General features: G+C 71.3%; 22 protein-coding genes. 10 read left to right on the top strand and 12 right to left on the bottom strand.

Annotation, left to right across the window (positions count from 1 at the left end; genetic code table 11):
* The first annotated feature begins 85 nt into the window (after window positions 1–85).
* From ACWEJ6_RS46200 to ACWEJ6_RS46180, 5 genes are read left to right on the top strand one after another with little or no spacing between them, the layout of a single operon-like run.
* Window positions 86–1906, top strand: a complete 1821-nt coding sequence (locus ACWEJ6_RS46200; RefSeq protein ID WP_452431728.1) for an ABC transporter substrate-binding protein — start codon at window positions 86–88, stop codon at window positions 1904–1906.
* The gene (locus ACWEJ6_RS46195) at window positions 1903–2958 is read left to right on the top strand and encodes an ABC transporter permease (protein ID WP_452431727.1); all 1056 of its coding nucleotides are present in this window, start codon (window positions 1903–1905) and stop codon (window positions 2956–2958) included. Before ACWEJ6_RS46200 ends, ACWEJ6_RS46195 begins: the two co-directional genes overlap by 4 nt.
* Window positions 2955–3836 carry an ABC transporter permease gene (locus ACWEJ6_RS46190; RefSeq protein ID WP_364326693.1) on the top strand — a complete coding sequence of 294 codons (882 nt, stop codon included), beginning with the start codon at window positions 2955–2957 and terminating at the stop codon, window positions 3834–3836. The genes ACWEJ6_RS46195 and ACWEJ6_RS46190 overlap by 4 nt, the downstream gene beginning before the upstream one ends.
* Window positions 3833–4813 carry an ABC transporter ATP-binding protein gene (locus ACWEJ6_RS46185; RefSeq protein WP_387679670.1) on the top strand — a complete coding sequence of 327 codons (981 nt, stop codon included), beginning with the start codon at window positions 3833–3835 and terminating at the stop codon, window positions 4811–4813. The genes ACWEJ6_RS46190 and ACWEJ6_RS46185 overlap by 4 nt, the downstream gene beginning before the upstream one ends.
* Window positions 4810–5814: an ABC transporter ATP-binding protein gene (locus ACWEJ6_RS46180; RefSeq protein WP_387679667.1), complete on the top strand. Its 1005-nt coding sequence runs from the start codon at window positions 4810–4812 to the stop codon at window positions 5812–5814. The genes ACWEJ6_RS46185 and ACWEJ6_RS46180 overlap by 4 nt, the downstream gene beginning before the upstream one ends.
* Before the next feature lies 1 nt (window position 5815).
* On the opposite strand, the gene ACWEJ6_RS46175 is transcribed toward ACWEJ6_RS46180, so the two are convergent.
* Window positions 5816–6640, bottom strand: a complete 825-nt coding sequence (locus ACWEJ6_RS46175) for an NmrA family NAD(P)-binding protein (protein ID WP_452431726.1) — start codon at window positions 6638–6640, stop codon at window positions 5816–5818.
* Between the two features lie 60 nt (window positions 6641–6700).
* Window positions 6701–7876: an FAD-dependent monooxygenase gene (locus ACWEJ6_RS46170; protein WP_452431725.1), complete on the bottom strand. Its 1176-nt coding sequence runs from the start codon at window positions 7874–7876 to the stop codon at window positions 6701–6703.
* Window positions 7877–7949: 73 nt separating this feature from the next.
* On the opposite strand from ACWEJ6_RS46170, the gene ACWEJ6_RS46165 reads away from it, so the two are divergent.
* Window positions 7950–8519 (top strand): TetR/AcrR family transcriptional regulator, encoded by a 570-nt coding sequence (locus ACWEJ6_RS46165; RefSeq protein ID WP_452431724.1) that lies wholly within the window; start codon window positions 7950–7952, stop codon window positions 8517–8519.
* 13 nt (window positions 8520–8532) lie between these two features.
* On the opposite strand, the gene ACWEJ6_RS46160 is transcribed toward ACWEJ6_RS46165, so the two are convergent.
* The 5 genes from ACWEJ6_RS46160 to ACWEJ6_RS46140 all read right to left on the bottom strand — a co-directional run bounded on the left by ACWEJ6_RS46160 (window position 8533) and on the right by ACWEJ6_RS46140 (window position 12111).
* A complete protein-coding gene (locus ACWEJ6_RS46160) occupies window positions 8533–9171 on the bottom strand; it encodes a maleylpyruvate isomerase N-terminal domain-containing protein (protein WP_452431723.1) in 639 nt (212 codons plus the stop codon).
* Between the two features lie 100 nt (window positions 9172–9271).
* Window positions 9272–10018 carry a nucleotidyltransferase domain-containing protein gene (locus tag ACWEJ6_RS46155; protein WP_452431722.1) on the bottom strand — a complete coding sequence of 249 codons (747 nt, stop codon included), beginning with the start codon at window positions 10016–10018 and terminating at the stop codon, window positions 9272–9274.
* A 54-nt stretch (window positions 10019–10072) separates the two neighbouring features.
* A complete protein-coding gene (locus ACWEJ6_RS46150; RefSeq protein WP_387679652.1) occupies window positions 10073–11011 on the bottom strand; it encodes a ribose-phosphate diphosphokinase in 939 nt (312 codons plus the stop codon).
* Window positions 11012–11029: 18 nt separating this feature from the next.
* Window positions 11030–11488 carry an N-acetyltransferase family protein gene (locus ACWEJ6_RS46145; RefSeq protein ID WP_452431721.1) on the bottom strand — a complete coding sequence of 153 codons (459 nt, stop codon included), beginning with the start codon at window positions 11486–11488 and terminating at the stop codon, window positions 11030–11032.
* Window positions 11485–12111 (bottom strand): HAD family hydrolase, encoded by a 627-nt coding sequence (locus tag ACWEJ6_RS46140; protein ID WP_387679646.1) that lies wholly within the window; start codon window positions 12109–12111, stop codon window positions 11485–11487. The genes ACWEJ6_RS46145 and ACWEJ6_RS46140 overlap by 4 nt, the downstream gene beginning before the upstream one ends.
* 160 nt (window positions 12112–12271) lie before the next feature.
* On the opposite strand from ACWEJ6_RS46140, the gene ACWEJ6_RS46135 reads away from it, so the two are divergent.
* The gene (locus tag ACWEJ6_RS46135; protein WP_452431720.1) at window positions 12272–14071 is read left to right on the top strand and encodes an alkyl/aryl-sulfatase; all 1800 of its coding nucleotides are present in this window, start codon (window positions 12272–12274) and stop codon (window positions 14069–14071) included.
* 156 nt (window positions 14072–14227) lie between these two features.
* Here the strand turns inward: ACWEJ6_RS46135 and ACWEJ6_RS46130 are convergent, their stop codons facing one another.
* Both ACWEJ6_RS46130 and ACWEJ6_RS46125 read right to left on the bottom strand, forming a co-directional pair.
* Window positions 14228–14455, bottom strand: a complete 228-nt coding sequence (locus tag ACWEJ6_RS46130; protein ID WP_352327393.1) for a hypothetical protein — start codon at window positions 14453–14455, stop codon at window positions 14228–14230.
* A 41-nt stretch (window positions 14456–14496) separates the two neighbouring features.
* The gene (locus ACWEJ6_RS46125; RefSeq protein WP_452431719.1) at window positions 14497–15384 is read right to left on the bottom strand and encodes a maleylpyruvate isomerase N-terminal domain-containing protein; all 888 of its coding nucleotides are present in this window, start codon (window positions 15382–15384) and stop codon (window positions 14497–14499) included.
* A gap of 166 nt (window positions 15385–15550) precedes the next feature.
* On the opposite strand from ACWEJ6_RS46125, the gene ACWEJ6_RS46120 reads away from it, so the two are divergent.
* Complete coding sequence (locus ACWEJ6_RS46120) at window positions 15551–16309, top strand: NAD(P)H-binding protein (RefSeq protein WP_452431718.1); 759 nt, start codon at window positions 15551–15553, stop codon at window positions 16307–16309.
* Window positions 16310–16314: 5 nt separating this feature from the next.
* Here the strand turns inward: ACWEJ6_RS46120 and ACWEJ6_RS46115 are convergent, their stop codons facing one another.
* Window positions 16315–16446 carry a hypothetical protein gene (locus tag ACWEJ6_RS46115; protein WP_452431717.1) on the bottom strand — a complete coding sequence of 44 codons (132 nt, stop codon included), beginning with the start codon at window positions 16444–16446 and terminating at the stop codon, window positions 16315–16317.
* A 173-nt stretch (window positions 16447–16619) separates the two neighbouring features.
* Between ACWEJ6_RS46115 and ACWEJ6_RS46110 the strand changes: the two genes are divergently transcribed.
* Entirely contained in the window at window positions 16620–17666 is a 1047-nt protein-coding gene (locus ACWEJ6_RS46110; RefSeq protein WP_452431716.1) for a trypsin-like serine peptidase, read from the top strand.
* Window positions 17667–17834: 168 nt separating this feature from the next.
* Window positions 17835–18278 carry an HIT family protein gene (locus ACWEJ6_RS46105; protein ID WP_452431715.1) on the top strand — a complete coding sequence of 148 codons (444 nt, stop codon included), beginning with the start codon at window positions 17835–17837 and terminating at the stop codon, window positions 18276–18278.
* Between the two features lie 24 nt (window positions 18279–18302).
* Here ACWEJ6_RS46105 and ACWEJ6_RS46100 read toward each other — a convergent pair whose 3' ends face one another.
* The gene (locus tag ACWEJ6_RS46100; RefSeq protein WP_387679630.1) at window positions 18303–19109 is read right to left on the bottom strand and encodes an inositol monophosphatase family protein; all 807 of its coding nucleotides are present in this window, start codon (window positions 19107–19109) and stop codon (window positions 18303–18305) included.
* Between the two features lie 10 nt (window positions 19110–19119).
* Window positions 19120–19455, bottom strand: a complete 336-nt coding sequence (locus ACWEJ6_RS46095; protein WP_358289570.1) for a hypothetical protein — start codon at window positions 19453–19455, stop codon at window positions 19120–19122.
* Window positions 19456–19706: the final 251 nt, after the last annotated feature.

Genomic DNA, 19706 nt, shown 5'->3' with positions numbered 1-19706 from the left:
CAATTTTCCGCGACTCGTTGACACGCGGTCTCCGTATGGTGTGCCTTCATCTACACAGGAATCCCCCGCCTGAAGGTGAGGCATCATGAGGAAATGGTTCGCACGCCTGGCTGTGCTGGGCGTAGCGCTGTTAGTGGCCGGCCAAGGCGCCACGGCGGCCCAGGCCCAGGAACCTGCGGCGGGGAAGAAGATCCTACGCGTCGGCGCCACCCAGGCGATGGACTCCATGAACCCGTTCCTGGCGGTCCGGCTGGTCTCCACCGCGATCCAGCGCACGATGTACGGCTTCCTCACCGTCCCTGACTCCAAGACGCTCCAGCCCAGCCCCGATCTCGCCGAGTCGTGGACGACGTCCGACGACGGGCTCACCTGGACGTTCAAGATCCGCAACACCAAGTGGTCCGACGGCCAGCCGGTCACGGCCGAGGACGCCGCCTGGACGTTCAACAAGATGATGACGGACGAGGCGGCCAAGACGGCCAACGGCCCCGCCGTCGAGAACTTCGAGAGTGTCACCGCCAACGGCCAGGACTTGATCATCAAGACCAAGGCCCCGCAGGCGTCCATGCTGGAGAACCCGGTCCCGATCATGCCCAAGCATGTGTGGGAGAAGGTCACCGACATGGCCAACTACGAGGCGGAGACGTACCCGACCGTGGGCAGCGGCCCGTACATCGCGGTCGAGCACAAGAAGGACCAGTACGTCAAGCTGCAGGCCAACCCCAACTACTGGCGGGGCAAGCCGAAGGTCGACGAACTCCAGTTCATCTTCTACGACAACTCGCAGGCCGCCATCGCCGGGCTCAAGAAGGGCGACATCGACCTGCTCGGCCGCATGACGCCGCCGCAGTTCCAGGCCATCGGAAACGACCCGAACATCGAGGCGTGGAACACCCAGGGCCGCCGGGCCGCGTACCTGCAGATCAACCACGGCGCCACGACCACCGACAACAAGCCCATCGGCGACGGCCACCCGGCGCTGAAGGACCCGAAGGTGCGCCAGGCGCTGCACTTCGCCATCGACAAGCAGAAGCTGGTCGACGAGGTGCAGAGCGGCCTGGCCAAGCCCGCCGACGGCTCGATCATCCCGCCCATGTACAAGGACTTCTTCTGGGAGGCCACGGGCGACGAGAAGGTCACCTACGACGTGGCCAAGGCGAACAAGATCCTCGACGACGCCGGCTACAAGAAGGGCGCCGACGGCGTCCGCACGATGCCCGACGGCAAGCGCAAGCTGGAGTTCCGCTTCAGCATCCACACCGACGAGCCGATCGAGGACAAGCTCGCCGAGTACCTGACCGGCTTCTTCAAGGAGATCGGCGTCACGCTGACCACCCAGAAGCTCGACTCCAGCAAGTTCACCGAGGAGACCGGCGTCACGGCGCTGTTCGACATCGCGATCAGCGGCTGGTCGGTCAACCCCGACCCCGAGGAGATCCTGGCCACCCACCTGTGCAGCCGCAGGCCGGCGCCGGGCGGCGAGGGCGGCGGCACCGAGTCGTTCTACTGCGACCCGACCTTCGAGAAGCTCTACCAGGAGCAGCTCAAGGAGCTCGACCGGCCCAAGCGCGCCGAGATCATCAAGCAGATGGAGCAGCGGCTCTACACCGACGCCCCCGTCATCGCGATCTACTACCCCAACGACCTTGAGGGGTACCGCAAGGACCGGATCACCAGCATCACCCCGATCCCCGAGGACAAGGGCCTGCTGTACGGCGGCAGCGGCTACTGGCCGTTCTATACGGCCGACGTCAAGGCGACCGCGGCGGGCGGCTCCGGCGCGGGCGGCGACTCCGGCTCCAACACCGGCCTCATCGTCGGCGTGGTCGGCGGCGTGGTGGTCATCGGCCTCGTGGCCTTCCTCCTGACCAGGCGGCGCAAGAGCGCCGCGGACGAGCGCGAATGACCACACCGCTCGAAGCAGCAGAGCCCGCCGCCGTCCAGGCGGCGGGCCCTGGTGAGGACCGCCCCGCCCGCCGCGGCACGCTGAAGTACGCGTTGTCGAAGGTCGGCGGGGCGCTGTTCAGCATCGCCGCGGTGATCGTCGGGACGTTCTTCGTCTTCCGCCTGCTGCCCGGCGACCCGGTGCGGAACCTGGCGCAGGGCCGCAACATGACCCCGACGCAGCTTGACGCGGAACGTCACCGGCTCGGTCTCGACAAGCCGGTGATCGAGCAGTTCTTCGACTTCGTCGGCAAGACGCTCAGGCTCGACCTGGGCACGTCGTACGAGTACAAGCGGCCGGTGCTCGACCTCATCGGCGAGCGCATCGGCCCGACGCTGCTGCTGGCCGGGACCGGTCTGGTCATCGCGGTCAGCCTGGGCATCTGGCAGGGCACCAGGGCCGGATGGCGGCGGGGGAGCCGGTTCGACCGCTTCTCCACCGGTCTGTCGCTGGTGTTGTGGTCGGTGCCGACGTTCTGGCTCGGCCTGCTGCTGATGATGGTGCTGGGCGTGGGCATCGGCCCGATCCCCGGCATCCTGCCCTTCCGCGGCATCGAGAGCGTCGACGCGCCCGACGGGTTCGCCTACGTGCTCGACGTGGCCTCGCACATGGTGCTGCCGTGCCTGACCCTGGTGGCGGTGATCTACGCCCAGTACCTGCTGGTCATGCGGTCGTCGTTGCTGGAGGAGGTCAGCCAGGACTACGTCACCGTGGCCCGCGCCAAGGGCCTGCGCGACGACGAGGTACGCCGCCGCCACGCGGTGCCCAACGCCCTGCTGCCCACGGTGACGCTGGTCTTCATGCGCATCGGCTTCGTGGTCGGCGGCGCGGTCACCGTGGAGACGATCTACACCTGGCCGGGCCTCGGGCAGCTGTTCTACCGGGCGGTCCGGGTCCCCGACTTCACGCTCATGCAGGGCACGTTCATGCTCATCACCGTGGCCGTGATCCTCATGAACACGCTGGCCGACTTGCTCTACCACGTTCTCGACCCGAGGGTGAGGTCGGCATGACGAGTGTCGCTGCCACGCGCAGGCGGCAGGCGCTGACCAACTTCTGGACCGACTTCCGCAAGCACCGCGCCGGGGTGGCCGGGATGGTCGTCCTGCTGGTGGCCGTGGTGCTCGCGCTGGTCGCGCCGCTGTTCATCGACGAGGGCGTGACGAGCGTGATCGACGCGCCGGGCGAGAAGTTCCAAGCCCCCGGCCTGGACTTCCCCTTCGGCACCGACGAGTCGGGCCGGTCGATCCTGCTGATGATCTGGTGGGGCTCGCGCGCCTCGCTGCTCATCGGCTTCCTCGCCGCGCTGCTCAGCATCGTGATCGGCATGGTCATCGGCATCGCCGCCGGGCACTTCGGCGGCTGGCTCGGCGGCGCGCTGATGCGGGTCACCGACTGGTTCCTGGTGCTGCCCTCGCTGGTGACCGCGCTGGTGCTGGCGGCCATCCTCGGCGGCAGCACGTTCACCATCATCATGGCGATCGGCGTCACCACCTGGCCGTCCACGGCCCGGCTGATCCGGGCGCAGACCTTCGCCGTCGAGGCCCGGCCCTACATCGAACGCTCCAAGGCGCTCGGCGGCGGCCACTGGCACATCACCACCCGGCACGTGCTGCCCAACGTGGCGCCGCTGCTGCTGGCCAGCACGACGCTGGAGGTGGCCAGCGCGATCGTCACCGAGTCCACGCTCGCCTTCCTCGGCGCCAGCGCGAACAAGACGTCGTGGGGCACCATGCTGCGCGGCTCCTACGACTACGGCGCGGCCAACGAGGGCGCGTGGTGGTACATCATCCTCCCCGGTCTGGCCATCCTCGTGGTCGTCATGGCGTTCACCCTCGTCGGACGGGCGCTGGAGGCCGTGCTGAACCCAAGGCTCAGGAGGGCGGCATGAGTCTCCTCGAACTGGACGACCTGTCGGTGACCTACCGCATCGCGTCGGGCGAGGTGCCCGCGGTGCGCGGCGTGTCGCTGACCCTCGACCCCGGAGCGGCGCTCGGAGTCGCCGGCGAGTCGGGATCCGGCAAGTCGACGCTGGCCATGGCGCTGCTCAGGCTCCTGCCCAAGAGCACGCGCGTCGGCGGCCGGATCCTGCTCGACGGCGACGACGTCCTCACCATGAAGTGGGGACGCATGCGGGCCGTGCGCTGGGCCGAGGCCTCGATCGTGTTCCAGGGCGCGCAGCACGGACTCAACCCCGTGCGCCGGATCGGCGAGCAGATCGCCGAACCGCTGCTCGTGCACGGCCTGGCCAAGCCGGACGGCGCCCGCAAGCGCGTCGGCGAGCTGCTCGAACAGGTCGGCCTGCCCGCCTGGCGGGCCCGCAGCTACCCGCACGAGCTGTCCGGCGGTCAGCGGCAGCGCGTGATGATCGCGATGGCGCTGGCCTGCTCGCCGCGCCTGATCATCGCCGACGAGCCCACCACCGCGCTCGACGTGATGGTCCAGGCGCAGGTCCTGACGCTGATCAAGGAGCTGATCGCCGAGCACGGCATCTCCCTGATCATGATCTCGCACGACCTGTCGGTCCTGGCCGACGTCTGCGACCAGCTCGCGGTCATGTACGCCGGCCGGGTGGTCGAGCACGGCCCCTCCCGCGAGGTGTTCCACGACGCCCGCCACCCCTACAGCCGGGCGCTGGCGGCCGCGTTCCCCACCGTGGGCGACCCGGTCTCGCGGCTGGCCCCCAAGGGGCTCGGCGGCGACCCGCCGGACCCGATGCAGCTCCCGACCGGCTGCGCGTTCCACCCGCGCTGCCCGGTCGCGCTGGACGAATGCGCGGGCCTCGACGTCGAGCTGTGGCCCGCCGGTCCCCGCCACGCCGCGGCCTGCGTGCACGTACGCTCCAAGGAGGAGGTCGAGGCTTCATGACCGAGACGCAGACCGCGGCCGAGACCGTCTCGACGGGCAAGGGCGCGCTGCTGGAGGCCCGTGACCTGCACGTCGCGTTCTCCTCGCGGGGCCGCAGCGCCCGCGCCGTCGACGGCGTCAACCTGGCGATCGGCCAGGGCGAGATCGTGGCCCTGGTCGGCGAGTCGGGCTGCGGCAAGACCACGCTGGCCCGCACGCTGCTCGGCCTCGAACGCCCCACGTCCGGCGAGGTCCGCTACGACGGCAACGCGCTGAACTACGGCTCCAAGGCGCTCCGGTCCTACCGCCGCCAGGTCCAGCTCGTCCTGCAGGACCCGATGGGCTCGCTCAACCCCCGCCAGACCGTCTACGAGGCGGTCGCCGAGGGGCCGCGCATCCACGGCCTGCCCGACGAGGAGGAGATCGTGGCCTCGGCCCTGTCCAGGGCCGGGCTGCGACCGCCCGAGCGGTTCTTCCTGCGCTACCCGCACGAGCTGTCCGGCGGGCAGCGGCAGCGGGTCGTGATCGCCGGCGCGCTCGCCCTCGACCCGAAGGTGCTGATCGCCGACGAGCCCGTGGCCTCGCTCGACGCCTCCGTGCGCGGCGAGATCCTGGCGCTGATGCTCAAGCTCAAGACCGACCTCGGCCTGTCGGCCCTGGTCGTCACCCATGACCTCGGCCTGGCCTGGAACATCGCCGACCGGGTCGCGGTCATGTACCTGGGGCGGATCGTCGAGTCGGGGCCGGTGGAGCAGGTGCTGACGGCGCCGCGGCATCCGTACACGCAGGCGCTGATGTCGGTGCTGCCGGAGTCGCCCGAGCGGATCGTGCTGACCGGCGAGCCGCCGGACCCGACCAGGGTGCCGGGTGGCTGCCGGTTCCATCCCCGCTGCCACGTGCTGGCCTCCGGCCGCGCGGCGGAGGCGGGCGTGGACGCGGCCTGCCGGTCGCAGGCGCTGAGCATCCTGCCCGCGGTCCCCGACGCCCAGGCCGCCTGCCACTACGCGGCGGTCACCGGGTAGCTCACCCGCGGAACGCGTCGGCGTGCTCGCGCGCCCACTCGGCGAAGTCACGCGCGTCCCGGCCGGTGATCTCCCGGACGGTCGGGACGACCGTGTAGCCGACCTCCGGCGTGTTGCCCAGCGCGCCGACCAGGAACTCGATGGTCTGCTCGCCCATGCCGTCGGCGCGCCACTTGGCCCGCGCTTCGTCCACGGTGAGCTCGACGAAGCCGACGTCCCTGCCGACGGCCTCGGCCAGGACGGCGACCTTCTCCCGCAGGGTGATCGCGCGGGGGCCGGTCAGCACGTACGTCCGGCCGCCGTGGCCGCCCTCGGTCAGGACCTTCGCGGCCACCGCGGCGATGTCGCGCTCGTGCACCAGGGCGCTCAGCCGGTCGCCGAACGGCTCCTTGATGACGCCTTCCGTCCTGATCGTGTGCGCCCACCACTGGAGCGTGTTGGCCATGAACTCGACCGGGTGGAGCAGCGTCCACTCCAGGTCGGTGGCGGCGAGCGCCTGCTCCAGCTCGCCGTCCTCGCGGCCGCCGAGCACGGTGACCCGGCGCACGCCCGCCCTGACGGCCAGCTCGACGAGCCCGGCGCCGTCGGGCAGCGGGGCGTAGTCGTCGCCGGCGAAGTTGATGAAGTGCACTGCGGTGACGCCCTCGAAGGCGGCGGCCAGGGAGGCCGGCTCGGCGAGATCGCCGCCGACGACCTCGACGCCCTCGGGAAGGGCGGCCTTGGCGGGGTTCCTGGTCAGCGCGCGGACCTTCTGGCCGGCCTGGAGGAGCTCCTCGACGACGAGGCGGCCGACGGTCCCGGTGGCACCGGTGACGAGGATGGTCATGTGAACCCCACTTCTTTCGGAACGGAACGTTCTGCTCTTACTATAGCAGAACGGAACACTTCATTCCGAGTAGTTCTTGAGCCGGATCGCCACGGCCGCCCGGTGGATCGCCCCGGCGATCCGTTCGACGACCTTCTCCTTGCCCGGCAGGTACGGCAGCAGCCTGAGCATCCTGAGCTGGAACCACAGCGCCAGCCGTGAGCCCATCACCATGCCCCTGACGTTCACCGGGCCCAGCTCCTGGTTGACCCGGACGAACTCCCGCATCTCCCGCTCGTAGCCCGCCGCGCCGCCGCCTTCGGCCAGCTCGCCCGCCAGCACGTACGCGCCCACGATCGCCAGGCTCGTGCCCTGTCCGGAGGCCGGCGAGGCGCAGTAGGCGGCGTCCCCGAGCAGCACGACCCGGCCCTTCGACCAGCTGTCCATGTGCACCTGGCTGACCGAGTCGAAGTAGAAGTCGTCGGCGTCGCGCACCGCGCCGAGCAGCGCCGGCACCTCCCACTCGACCCCCGCCATGGCCTCGGCCAGCAGGTCCTTCTGGCGGCCGGTGTCGCGGTGGTCGTAGGACAGCGGCTGGGAGGCCCACATGAACAGCGCCTTGGCGGCGTCGTCCTGGCGGGTGCTGTAGACGTTGGCGGTGCGGCCGGGGGCGGCGTGCACGGCCTCCTCGCGGTCCAGGCCCAGGGTGTTGGGCACGGTGGAGATCGAGACGTAGTAGCCCAGGTCGCGGACGAACTGGGCGTCCTCCCCGAACACGATCCTGCGGATGTTGGAGCGCATGCCGTCCGCGCCGACGATCAGGTCGAACCGGCGGGGCGCGGCGTGCTCGAAGGTGACCAGGCCGTCGTCGGAGACGGCGGTGACGGAGTCGCCGAAGAGGTATTCGGCGTCGTCGCGGGTGAGGTCGTACAGGAGCTCGTTGAGGTCGCCGCGCATGATCTCGACGTCGTCGCCCGCGCGCCCGCCGAACAGGTCGGCGTCCATGGTGGCCACCCGGCGGCCCTTGCGGTCGTAGTGGGTGGCGACGCGCATGCCGGTGCTGCGGGCGGTGACCGCGTCCAGCAGGCCCATGCGCCCGATCACGTCGAGGGCGGCGCCGCGGATGTCGACCTTGTAGCCGCCGGTGCGGACGGCCGGAGCGCGCTCGACGACGGTGACGGTGCAGCCGTGGCGGCGCAGCCAGTAGGCCAGCGAGGTGCCGGCGATGCTCGCGCCGGAGATCAGGACGTTCTTCATGCCGAGAACAGTACATCTGTCTCAGACGCTTGTCTAGGACGATGTTTTCAGACGTTCGTGTTAACGTCTGGGCATGGGAAACAGGGAAGACCTGCTGGCCGGGGCGAAGCGTTGCCTGATCGAGAAGGGCTACTCGCGTACCACCGCGCGCGACATCGCGACCGCGTCGGGCGTGAGCCTCGCGGGCATCGGCTACCACTTCAAGTCCAAGGACGCGCTGATGAACGAGGCGCTGTTCGAGGTGATGCAGGAATGGGGCGACGACCTGGCGCGCACGCTCGTCGCCGACACCGAGGAGGGCGCCTCACCGCTGGAGCGGTTCGAGGCGGCGTGGGACCGGGTGGTGGAGTCGTTCGACCGGCTGCGGCCGCTCTGGATCACCCAGCTTGAGCTGCTCGGGCAGATCGATCACGTGCCGGAGCTGCGCGAGCAGCTCGTCCCGGCGATCAAGGGCGCGCGGCTGGGGCTCGCCGAGCTGTTCCAGGACGTGCGGGCGGAGACGGACCCCGAACGGGCCCGGCTGGTGGGCTCGCTGTACCAGGCCATGCTGACGGGGTTCCTGGCGCAGTGGCTGCTCGACCCGGACAGCGCGTTGTCCGGGCGGGAGGTGGCCGAGGCCCTGCGCCTGGTGGTCGGGTCGTGAAACGGGCCGGGGGCTAGAAGGCGCTTATCGTGGCGGGGGCGCGTTCGGCCCTGCTGAGGGTGCGGATGACGGCGGTCGCGCCGTGCCGGTGCACCGCCAGGCGGGCCAGCAGCTCCACGACCGGCTCGTTGATCGACGGCGGCAGCTCCGGCGTCTCGACGCCCACGCTGGCGGCCAGGTCGTCGGAGTGCACGACCAGCTCCATCACCCTGGTGAGCAGGAAGTCGTCGAGCCGCAGCGACCAGCCGGCCCACGGCAGGCGCACGACCCGGTCCGCCGGCTCGGCGGGCAGCTCGGCCAGCAGCCGGTCCAGCAGCGCCTGCGTGCGCTCGACGAGCGCGGCGTGCCCGTCCGCGGCGGCGGCCTGGCCGCCCACCCGGACGCTGACGTTGCTCTCGTGGTCGAGGCCGGCCTGCACCCACGGCGACCTCGTGTAGTGCTCGATGAGCGGGATCGGCGCCCCGGGTTCCTCGCCGGAGTCGAGCACGTCGATGACCCGGACGATCTGGTGGGCCAGGTGCCCGGCCAGGCCCGCGACGCTGAACTCGGTCAGCGCGCTGGGCTTGTCCCACGCCGCCCGGACGGCCGGGTCACGCAGCAGCGACATCGCCGACGCCGCGGCCACCAGATAGGACTGCCTGATCTCCCCCATATGCCGCCCTTTCCCCGGTTCAGGTGGTAACTCGGGGCCAAGACTATCCCTCGGCGATCCGCGGAGGGCCGCCGTCCTGCCCACTGAGACGGGGGCGGGCTCAGGTCTCGCCGGGGCCCTCCGCCAGCACCTTCCCGATGGCCGACCGGACGAAGGCGCGGGTCAGCCTGCCCCTTCTGAAGCGGCTCAGCACCGGGCGCGGCGTGCCGTACCGGCGGGCGCGCACGTCGGCCAGGACGGCCTCCGGCGCGCCCATCCCGGCCAGCACGTCCAGGGCCTCCCGCTTGGTGATCAACCGGCCCTCCCGCAGCGTGACCGAGGCTCTGGCGACGGTCAGCACGCCGAGGTCCACCCAGACGTCCCGCAGCCAGCGCCGCCGCCCTCGGGTCTTGTCCAGCCAGAACTCGCGCAGGTCCGTACGGACGAAGTCGGCCAGCACGGCGTCGGATACGGCCGGCAGGAGCTCGGCGGGCGGCGGCCCGTGCAGCACGAGCGGGGCCGTGTGCAGCTCGCGGCGGGTCACCGCCGTCACCGGACGGCGGAAGATCTCCTCGTGGGCCCACGTCACGTGCTCGACCCGCGGGTCCGCCAGCTCCTCCAGCGGCAGGTAGGAGCAGTGGAGGAGGTCGGCGAGCGGCAGGTCGAGCCCGCGGTGCAGCCCCTTGATCCGGCGCCACTGCTCCATCGTGACCGGTGTCTCGACCACCGCGATCAGATCGAGGTCGCTGCGCCCCGGCTGGTAGTCGCCGGCGCCCAGCGAGCCGTGCGCCCACAGCGACACCAGGGGCACGACCTCGCCCACACCATCTCGGAACCGCCGGAGCAGGACGTCTGTGGCCGCATGCATGATGTCCACTATGATCCATTCCCGGCCGTCCCGGAAGATCACCGGGGCGGGCCGTCAGGACGTGCTGAACAGAGCGCTCACCGACTCGCCGTCGTGGATCCGGCGCATGGCCTCGGCCAGTGCCGGCGCGATCGACAACACGGTCAGCTTGTCACTCGGCTTGGGCGGCGGCACGGTGTTCGTGCAGACGATCTCCATGACCTCGGGGAACGCGCTCAGCCGCTCGATCGCCCCGCCCGCGAACAGCCCGTGCGTGCACGCCACCCGGACGGAGTTGACGCCCTGCTCGCGCAGCCGGCCCAGCAGCTCGATGACCGTGCTGCCCTTGGCGATCTCGTCGTCCAGGATGATCACGTCCTTGCCGGCGACCTCGCCGATGACCGAGCTGATCACCACGCGGTCGTCGGCGAAGCGCTGCTTGGCGCCCATCGCGACGCCCGTGCCGAGCAGCCGGGCGAAGTGCGCGGCCTCCTTGGCGTTGCCCAGGTCGGGGGAGACGACGACGGCGTTCGACAGGTCGTGGCGGCGGAAGTGCGCGGCCAGCTCGCGCAGCGCGTGCAGGTGGTCGACCGGCACGCTGAAGAAGCCGTGCACCTGCGGCGAGTGCAGCGTCATGGCCAGCACCCGGTTCGCGCCCGCGGCCACCATCAGGTCGGCGACCAGGCGCGCGCCGATGGAGATGCGTGGCGCGTCCTTTTTGTCCGATCTGGCGTAGGCGTAGTGAGGCAGGACCACGGTCGTCCTGGCCGCGGACGCGCCGCGCGCCGCGTCGATCATGAGCAGCAGCTCGACCAGGTTCTCCTGCGTCGGCGGCACCAGGGGCTGGATGAGGAACACGTCGCGCTCGCGGCAGTTGGCCTGGAGCTGCACCTCAAGCGCGTCGTTGGCGAAGCGGGCGACCTTGACGGGGTGGAGCGGGGTCCCGAGGTGGGAGCAGATCTCCTCGGCCAGCTCGGGGTGGGCGCTGCCACTGAAAACCGTGATGTCTCGCACGATTCCCAAAGGATAGCCTCACGGGCTCACGTAGTGGTGGAGCAGGGCGGGTTCGCCCGCGGCGTTGAGCCATCGAGCCCGGGTGCTGCCGACGCGGCGCCAGCCCAGCCGCTCGTAGAGCGCGACGGCCGCCCGGCCCTCGTCGGAGACCTCCAGGACGACGGGCGTTCCTGCGGCCTTCCGCACGGTGTCCAGCAGCACGGGAGCCAGCCCGCGGCCCCGGGCGGCGGGCACCACGAAGAGCCGGGTGACCTGCGGGCCCTCGTCGGTGCCGGCCAGGCCCACGTGGCCGAGCACGTGGCCCTCCTCGACCGCCACCCAGGCGCGCAGCAGGTCGCCCGGAGTCAGCCAGCCCTGCGGGTCGGCCGGCCAGTCGACGGGGTAGCGGTCGGCGGCGTGCACCAGGGCCAGGGCGTCGGCGCAGGCGTTCAGGTCGGCCGGCGTCCGCAGGCGGACGCCCATGCCCCCGGTCGTCACGTCAGCGCCTCGACCGTGAGCGCGTCGAGGTCGGGCAGGACCTGCCAGGCGAGGGCGAGGGCGTCGTCGTCGGGCGGGTAGCCGGGATGCGGCACGGCGATCACCCGCATGCCGGCCGCGTGCGCCGAACGCAGCCCGTTGCTGGAGTCCTCGACCGCCACGCAGTCCTTCGGGTAGATCTCCAGCCGCCGGGCCGCCTCCAGGTAGCCGTCGGGGGCGGGCTTGCCGCGCGCGACCTCCTCCGTGGAGACCGTCGTCACGAAGTACTCGCGCAGCTCGGCCGCGTCCAGCACCACGTCGATCAGCCGCCGCGGCGACGAGCTGGCCAGGCCGAGGGTGAAGTGCCCGGCCAGCCGGCGCACGGCCTCGCGGGCGCCCGGCAGCAGCGGCACGCCGTCCTGGTAGCGCTCGGCCATCTGGTCGACCACGCCCGCGGCGATCTCGTCGGGCGTCAGGCGCACCCCCAGCTCGTGCAGGTAGGCCGCCCACTCGCCGGTGCTCATGCCCATCAGCCTGGACTGCGTGTCGGGCTGCCAGGTGCCGCCGTGGTCGGCGACGAAGGCGCGCCGCACCTGCTCCCAGACGGGTTCGGAATCGACGAGCACGCCGTCGAGGTCGAACACGCACGCTTCCATGACCACCCCCGATGAGATCAGCCTGGAACCACCCAATCACACCGTCCGAGTCGCTACGCCGCCGCTCCCTGTCCTTATTGCCCGAGTTTCATGCTATTGGGGCTGGTTGTTGAGCTACGAGCGTCCATTCAGGGGCATGCGAGCAGACATGGCAGACCTTCCATTTCATGACACGGGCGACTTCGAGGACGCCGATCGCGGCTTCATCGCGAAGCTGACCCCCGCCGTGGTCAAGTCGAGAAGCGGCGAGGTCGTCTGGGACAACGACTCCTACGCCTTCCTCAACGCCGAATGCCCCGAAACCGCCCATCCCAGCCTGTGGCGGCAGAGCCAGCTCTGCGCCAAACAGGGCCTGTACGAGGTCGCCGACGGCATCTACCAGGTACGCGGCCTGGACCTGTCGAACATGACCCTGGTCGAGGGCGACGTCGGCGTCATTGTCATCGACCCGCTGGTCTCCACCGAGTGCGCCGCCGCCGCGCTCGCGCTCTACCGCCGCCACCGCGGCGACCGGCCGGTCACCGGCGTCGTCTACACCCACAGCCACGTCGACCACTTCGGCGGCGTGCGCGGCGTCACCGACGGCAACGTGCCGATCCTGGCCCCCGCCGGCTTCATGGACCACGCGGTCTCCGAGAACGTCTACGCCGGCCCCGCCATGAACCGCCGCGCCGGCTACATGTTCGGCCTGGCCCTGCCGCACGCCCCGGACGGCCAGATCGGCTGCGGCCTCGGCATGACGTCCTCGACCGGCACCACGTCCCTCATCCCGCCCACCGTGGACGTCAGCCGCACCGGCCAGGAGGAGATCGTGGACGGGGTGCGGATCGTCTTCCAGCTCACCCCCGGCACCGAGGCCCCCGCCGAGATGAACTTCCTCTTCCCCGACCGCGACGCCCTGTGCCTGGCCGAGAACGCCACCCACAACCTGCACAACATCCTCACGCTGCGCGGCGCCCAGGTGCGCGACGCCCGCGTCTGGGCCCGCTACCTGTCGGAGACCCTCACGCTGCTCGCCGACCGGGCCGAGGTCGCCTTCGCCTCCCACCACTGGCCGACCTGGGGAAAGAGCAACATCGTCCGGTTCCTCCAGGAACAGCGAGACCTGTACGCCTACCTGCACGACCAGACCCTGCGCCTGCTCAACAAGGGACTGACCGGCGCCGAGATCGCCGAGCAGATGCGGGTGCCGCCCGCGCTGGAACAGGTCTGGCACACCCACGGCTACTACGGCTCGGTCAGCCACAACGTCAAGGCCGTCTACCAGCGCTACCTCGGCTGGTACGACGGCAACCCCGCCCACCTGTGGGAGCACCCGCCCAGGGAGAACGCGATCCGGTACGTCGAGTGCATGGGCGGCGGCGCGGCCGTCGTGGCCTTCGCCCGCCGCTACATCGAGGAGAACGACCTGCGCTTCGCCGTCCAGCTGCTGAACCACGCCGTCTTCGCCGACGAGGGCAACAAGGCGGCCAGGGACCTGCTGGCCGAGGTCTACACCCGGCTCGGCCAGGGCGCCGAGAACGGGACGTGGCGCAACTCGTACCTGACGGGGGCCATGGAGCTGACCGACGGCATCGCCCCCACCCGCGTCACCACCACCTCGCCCGACCTGCTCGCGGCCCTGACCGTGGAGCAGATCTTCGACTCCCTCGCCATCCGCGTGGACGGCCCCAAGGCCTGGCACGAGAGCCTGTCGATCGACTGGCACCTGACGGACCTGGGGGAGCTGTACCGCACCACGCTGTCCAACGGCGTGCTCGTCCAGCGGCTGAACCCGCCGGAGGAGCCCGTGGACCTCACGCTCCGCCTCACCCGGGCCCAGCTGCTCGGCCTGCTGGCAGGCAAGGGCGTGGAGGGGGTGGAGCGGGAGGGCGACATCACGGCGCTGCAGCGGCTGGTCGCCGTGCTCGACTCACCGGCCCGCGACTTCGCCATCGTCACCCCCTGAGCCACCGACTCCACTCCGCGGCTCGACTCCGCGCGCCATCGACCCACGAGCGTCTGTCCCCGTGAGTCACTGAACCCCGGCGCCCTCAGCCGGGCACGCCGCGCGTCGGTCCCGCCCATGCGGCCCTCGGGGCACACGGGCGTCGCGGACCGGCTCTCAGAGTTTGTACAACTTGTTGAACGGCGTCGTGATCCGTTCCTGCCGGGATCCGAAGTCGACCAGTACGGCGACGTCGTCCTCCACACCGATGACGACACCGAGGCCGAATCGGTCGTGGCTCACCCGGTCGTGCATGTCGAACTGCTCCGCGGGTGGCGCCGGAGGCGGCGGTTTGAAGGGACTTGTGGGCAGGTGACGACGAGAATCGCCGCTGGCTCGCTTCATCTCCTCCAGTATGCGCCCACCGGGTGAATACTTTGTGGCGTTCACACCTGTATGGACTCGGCGCGTGAGCGCGGGACCGTCGTCGTGGGCAGCCGTACGAACCGCAGGAAGGCCGGCAGCAGCCACGGACGCCGCCCCCAGACCGCCACTTTGCCCGTGAGCGCGGCCCGTGTTCTGGACATCCGGCCGAACAGCAGCAGGTTCAGCGCCGCCGGGTCGAACCGCACGTGCGCGTCCACCTGCGGCCCCATCTCGGCCACTGACACCCGCCCGTTCTCGAGCGCCAGCGCCGCCGGGGCGGTGTGCGCGGAGTGGAACCCGACGGTGATCCGGCGGGGAGGGGCGGGCGTCCCGGTGTCCATCAGATGTCCGTAGTCGTTCCTGATCATCCCGATGAGGAACAGGTCGAAGAACAGTCCGGCGTCCCGCGCGGGCACCGACCAGGGAGTACGGGTGGCGCGGGCGATGTCCCAGCCGTGCAGCAGCAGCTCGTTCAGCAGGTGGGCCAGCACGCCCGCGACGGGCACCCGCGCGTCGCCCAGCCACGGGACCGGCGTCGCCGGATCGACCTCCGCGCCGGCGCGCAGGATCTCCCGGACGTCGCCGCGCAGCCGCTCGGCCAGGACGACCGGGTCCCGCTCGGGGAAGTGCTCGAAGGCCAGCTCGTTCAGGGCGCTCACCGTGTCGACGTTCGCGCCGAGTATCGGCTCGGCCAGCGCCGGGAAGGGCGTGGTCACGTCGCCGCGCACCACGCAGGTGTAGAGCGAGGCGATCGCGGTGACGTGGGCCGCGGTCTCGGCGACGGTCCACTCCCTGGTCGCCATGGCGTGGGGATCGACGATGGAGACCAGCTTCGCGAACCGGTCGGTGGCCGCCTTGAGCGAGCCGCGCACCGACGCCCATTTGCCGTACGTGATGAGCTCGTCCATGTTCTCTCCAGAGGTCCACGATCACGCTAACCCGGGTGACCTGGGCGGTCTTCTCCGGAAATGCTCCTCTGGGGCCGTCGTGGGCCCGTCCCGGGCGAAAAGCGGTGGCGTCGCAGGACATGGTGGCAGTTCACTTTGAGCACCCATCCCGATCAGAGGGAGCTCCATGATCGTTGTCTCGGCGGCGTCGGGCGCGCTCGGCCGTCTCGTCATCGACCGGCTGCGCACCCGGGCGGACGTCGTCGCCGCCGTGCGCGATCCCGCCCGCGCGCCCGAGGGCGTCCCGGTGCGGCGGGGCGACTACGACGATCCGGCGAGCCTGCGCACGGCGTTCGAGGGCGCCGCCCGCCTGCTGCTGATCTCGTCGCCGGAGCTCGACCCCGGCCGCCGGATCGGTCACCACCTGGCCGCCCTCGCCGCCGCCGCGGACGTGGGCGTCGGCGCCGTCGTCTACACCAGCTTCCTGGACGCCGACACCGTCGCCACCGGCGTGACCGAGGCCCACCACGCCACCGAGCAGGCCCTCCTGCGCAGCGGCCTGCCGTGCACGATCCTGCGCCACCCGTTCTACAGCGACGCGTTCGTCCCCCGGGTCTCGGGCGGCGAGCTGACCGGGAGCGGCGGAGGGCGCGGCCTGAACACCGCGTTCCGGTCCGACCTGGCCGAGGCAGCGGCCAACGTGCTGACCGGCGACGGCCACGAGGGCCGCGCCTACGACTTCACCGGGCCGCTGTGGACCCACCCGGAGGTGGCGCGGGCGCTGGGCGTGCCCTACCGCGAGGTCCCCGACGCCGCCCCCGGCCCGATGGCCTGGCTGAACGCCCGGATCCGCGCCGGCGCCCTGGAGAGACAGACCCCCGACCTGGAGAACATCCTCGGCCACCCCGCCCGCACGATGCTCTCCCACCTCCACGCCACCCTCTGACCGCCCTACTTGCGGCCGCGCGACATCACCACGGCGATCCAGACGATGGTGGGCAGCAGAATCAGGAACACGATGACGCCGCCCGCGACGGCCATGCCCGCGTCGGAGAAGTGCTGAGACGGCAGATCATCTTCCATCCGGCGATGCTATCGATCACCGCTAGGCCGCCAAGCGCCCGTGCGCAGGGGGCGGGTTGACAGCCGGCTGTTGAAAGTGTTGATCATCTTGAGTTCGGCGGGTAGCGTCGGCCCTCGACGGCGATCGTATGTTCGAAAAGCCGTTACCCCCCGAGCAGAGTGGAGAGGGCCAGATGAAGACAACGCTGGGCGTGTTGGCCACCGGCCTCCTGGTTTCCGGCCTCATGGCCACGCCCGCCGCCGGATCGGTCGCTACGGCGAGCTACCCGTTGACGGTCACGCAGACGTCCGCTGTGGAGGTGGCCGCGTTCTGGCTGGGCAACGGCGGCGCCAATCTGGCGAACGCCACTCCCTACGCCGTCCAGACCGACATCGGCAAGGTCATCCTGAGCGGTTCGGCCGTTGCCGACGGCAAGCCCGGCACCGTCCCGCCCGTGCTCCCGCCCGACGGCGCGGGAAGCGCCGGCAAGGGGCCCGTCAGCTCGGGCAAGGTGTTCTTCGTCGGCGCCGACGGCCTGCCGCACTGGTGCACCGGCACCGCCATGCAGTCGCAGTACCGCAACCTCGTGGCCACCGCCGGCCACTGCGCCTACGAACAGCAGTACGGCGGGGGGCTCGGCAAGTGGGTCTTCGTCCCCGGATACTCCGCCGGCGCCGCTCCGTCCGGCCTCTACGTCGGAAAGCAGCTCTTCACCCACTACGACTTCCCCGCCTACGGCGACTACGACCGCGACTACGCCTTCGTCACCGTCTACAACGGCGTCACCTCCTCTCCCACGGGCGAGCTGACCGACACCGGCAGGCTGGTCGACCAGGTCGGCGGACAGGGCCTGGCCTGGAACCAGCCGCTCGACTCCTCGGTGGACGTCTTCGGCTTCCCGGCCGGCGTCCACCCGGACGGCTCCCACCCGCAGACGGGCGACACCCTGGAAACCTTCTCGGGACGCACGTCCGCCGCCCAGGCGCCCAGCCTGAAGGCCGAGGGGCTCGCCGCCGTCGATTCCCCGTTCCCTGGTGAGGGCTCCCTCGGCTCGTCCTGGCTGCTGCGCTACGACAAGACCGGGCGCGTGGGCCACCTCAACGCGATCACCATCAGCGTCGCCGACACCGACGGCGACCTGCGCTACGACAAGAGCTTCTCGCCGTACTTCGACGGCGAACTGCGCGGGGTCTACTCCGACGCGGTCACCCAGTGGAGCGGCTCCATCGTCCTGCCGTAGGAGACGCCCCAGGGCCTTGCGGATCCGCAGGGCCCTGGGGCCGTCACAGTGCGCAGGTGGAGTTGCTCGCCGGTGAGTTGTGGCGGCTTGTGTGTAGGGTCGGGGGCCGTGAGTGGTGACTGGCGGGGGGACAGGGTCGGCAGTGCGTTGGCGGGCCGGAATCCCACGGTGCTCAGGCGGCTGGACGCCGGCTTCGCCGTGATCGGTGACACGCAGTTCCTGCCGGGATACTCGGTTCTCCTGACGGACGAGCCCGGCGTGGAGCGGCTGTCCGACCTGCCCCGGGCCAGGCGGATGGCCTTCCTGTCGGACATGGAGCTGCTCGGCGAGGCGGTCGAGCGGGCCTGCGGCGCGCTGGACGCGGCGTTCCGGCGGGTGAACCTGGAGATCCTCGGCAACACCGACCCGTTCCTGCACGCTCACGTCTGGCCGCGGTACGAGTGGGAACCGGACCACCTCGTCGGCCGACCGGTGTGGCTGTATCCGCCCGACAGCTGGACCGACCGGCGATTCGCCCTCGGACCGAGGCACGACCCGGTGCGTGCGGAGATCGACCGGCGACTCGGTGTCCTGTACGCGGCCCACGGGGCTCAGGGCAGCGCCGGCGGCTGAAGCGGGGCCCGGGGCCGGCCAGACCTATTCCGAAGGGTGCGGAAGGGCGGCGGTGAGGAGCTTCAGGAGCTCGGGGGCGAGGGCGGGGCTCGTCGCGATGGTCGCCCGGGAGGCCATGTCGTGGGGGCTGCCGTCGAGGTCGACCACCAGGGCTCCGGCTTCGCGGGCGATGACGACGCCCGCCGCGGTGTCCCACGGGTTGTTGCTGAGCATGACGCTCGCGTCGACCTTGCCGTCGGCCACCCACACGAGGTCGATCGCGGCTGAGCCGAGCATCCTGACGCGCTGGACGCGCGCGGCCAGTTCCTGGGTCAGGGCGAAGCGGGGACGGTTGCGTTCCGCCGCGTCCGCGCCCACCGCGTAGTCGCCCAGGGCGACGACAGCGTCCTGGAGCTCCGCGGCGCCGCTGACCTGGACGGGCGAGCCGTTGGCCGTCGCGCCGGCGCCTCGGGCGGCCGAGTAGCGGACGCCGAGGAACGGCAGGCCGACGACGCCGAGCAGCGGCACGTCCCCGTCGACCAGGCCCAGGGAGACCCCGCACAGCGGGATGCCGTGCAGGAAGTTGGCCGTGCCGTCCACGGGGTCGAGCACCCAGGTCAGGCCCTGGCCCGGCCGGCTCGCGCCCTCCTCCTCGCCGAGGAAGCCCAGCTCGGGCGTCTCCTTCGAGAGGAACTCGCGTACGGCGTGCTCGACGGCGTAATCGACCTCGGTGGCCATGTCGCGGTCGCCCTTGGCGGTGACGACGCCGGGCGCCCGGGTCGTGATGATCTCGCCGGCGATCGACGCGGCCCGCTCGGCGACGGGCAGCAGCGTCCGGACGTCGATGGTCATGCGGGCCGTCCTAGGGCAGTTCGGGACGCGTCAGGGCCGTGGCGAACGGCTCTCCGGTGGCCCGCGCGTGCGCCATCCGCGCGCGGGCCGCGCCGAGCGTGCGCGGCCGGTAGCCGGGCCCGCCGCAACAACTCTTGTGGAAGCCGACGCCCGCGTGCAGCAGCAGCGAGAGCACCCGCCAGGCCGCGGTGTCGCGCCGCCGGGGAGCCGCGAAGGCGGAGCCCACGTGGATCAGCGGCTCGCCGCACCGCGGGCACGACCGGCCCCGGTCGCCGGGCAGCGGGTAGGGCTGCTTGTACGAGGCCCGGCACGGCAGGCAGACGAACGACGTCTTCGCATGACCCATGCGCCCAGCCTAGCCCCCGTGACCGGCCGGACGCCGGGCCCGGCCGGGTCGTGAACGGCCGGGTCGTGAACGGCCGGCCGCGGCTCCTGACGCCAGGAGCCGCGACCGGCCGGAGTCCCGCCAACCCTCCCCTCATCCAGCAGCGGGACCGCAGCGGGACCGCAGCGGGACCGCAGCGGGACCGCAGCGGGACCGCAGCGGGACGCCACGGCGGGCAGGCCGTGGCGCACCGCGAGCCCGGCCGCGCCGAG

It is taken from the genome of Nonomuraea sp. NPDC004702, from assembly GCF_053601695.1.
The sequence above is the reverse complement of the archived record's forward strand: the minus strand, read 5'-3'. Positions and strand labels throughout refer to the sequence as shown.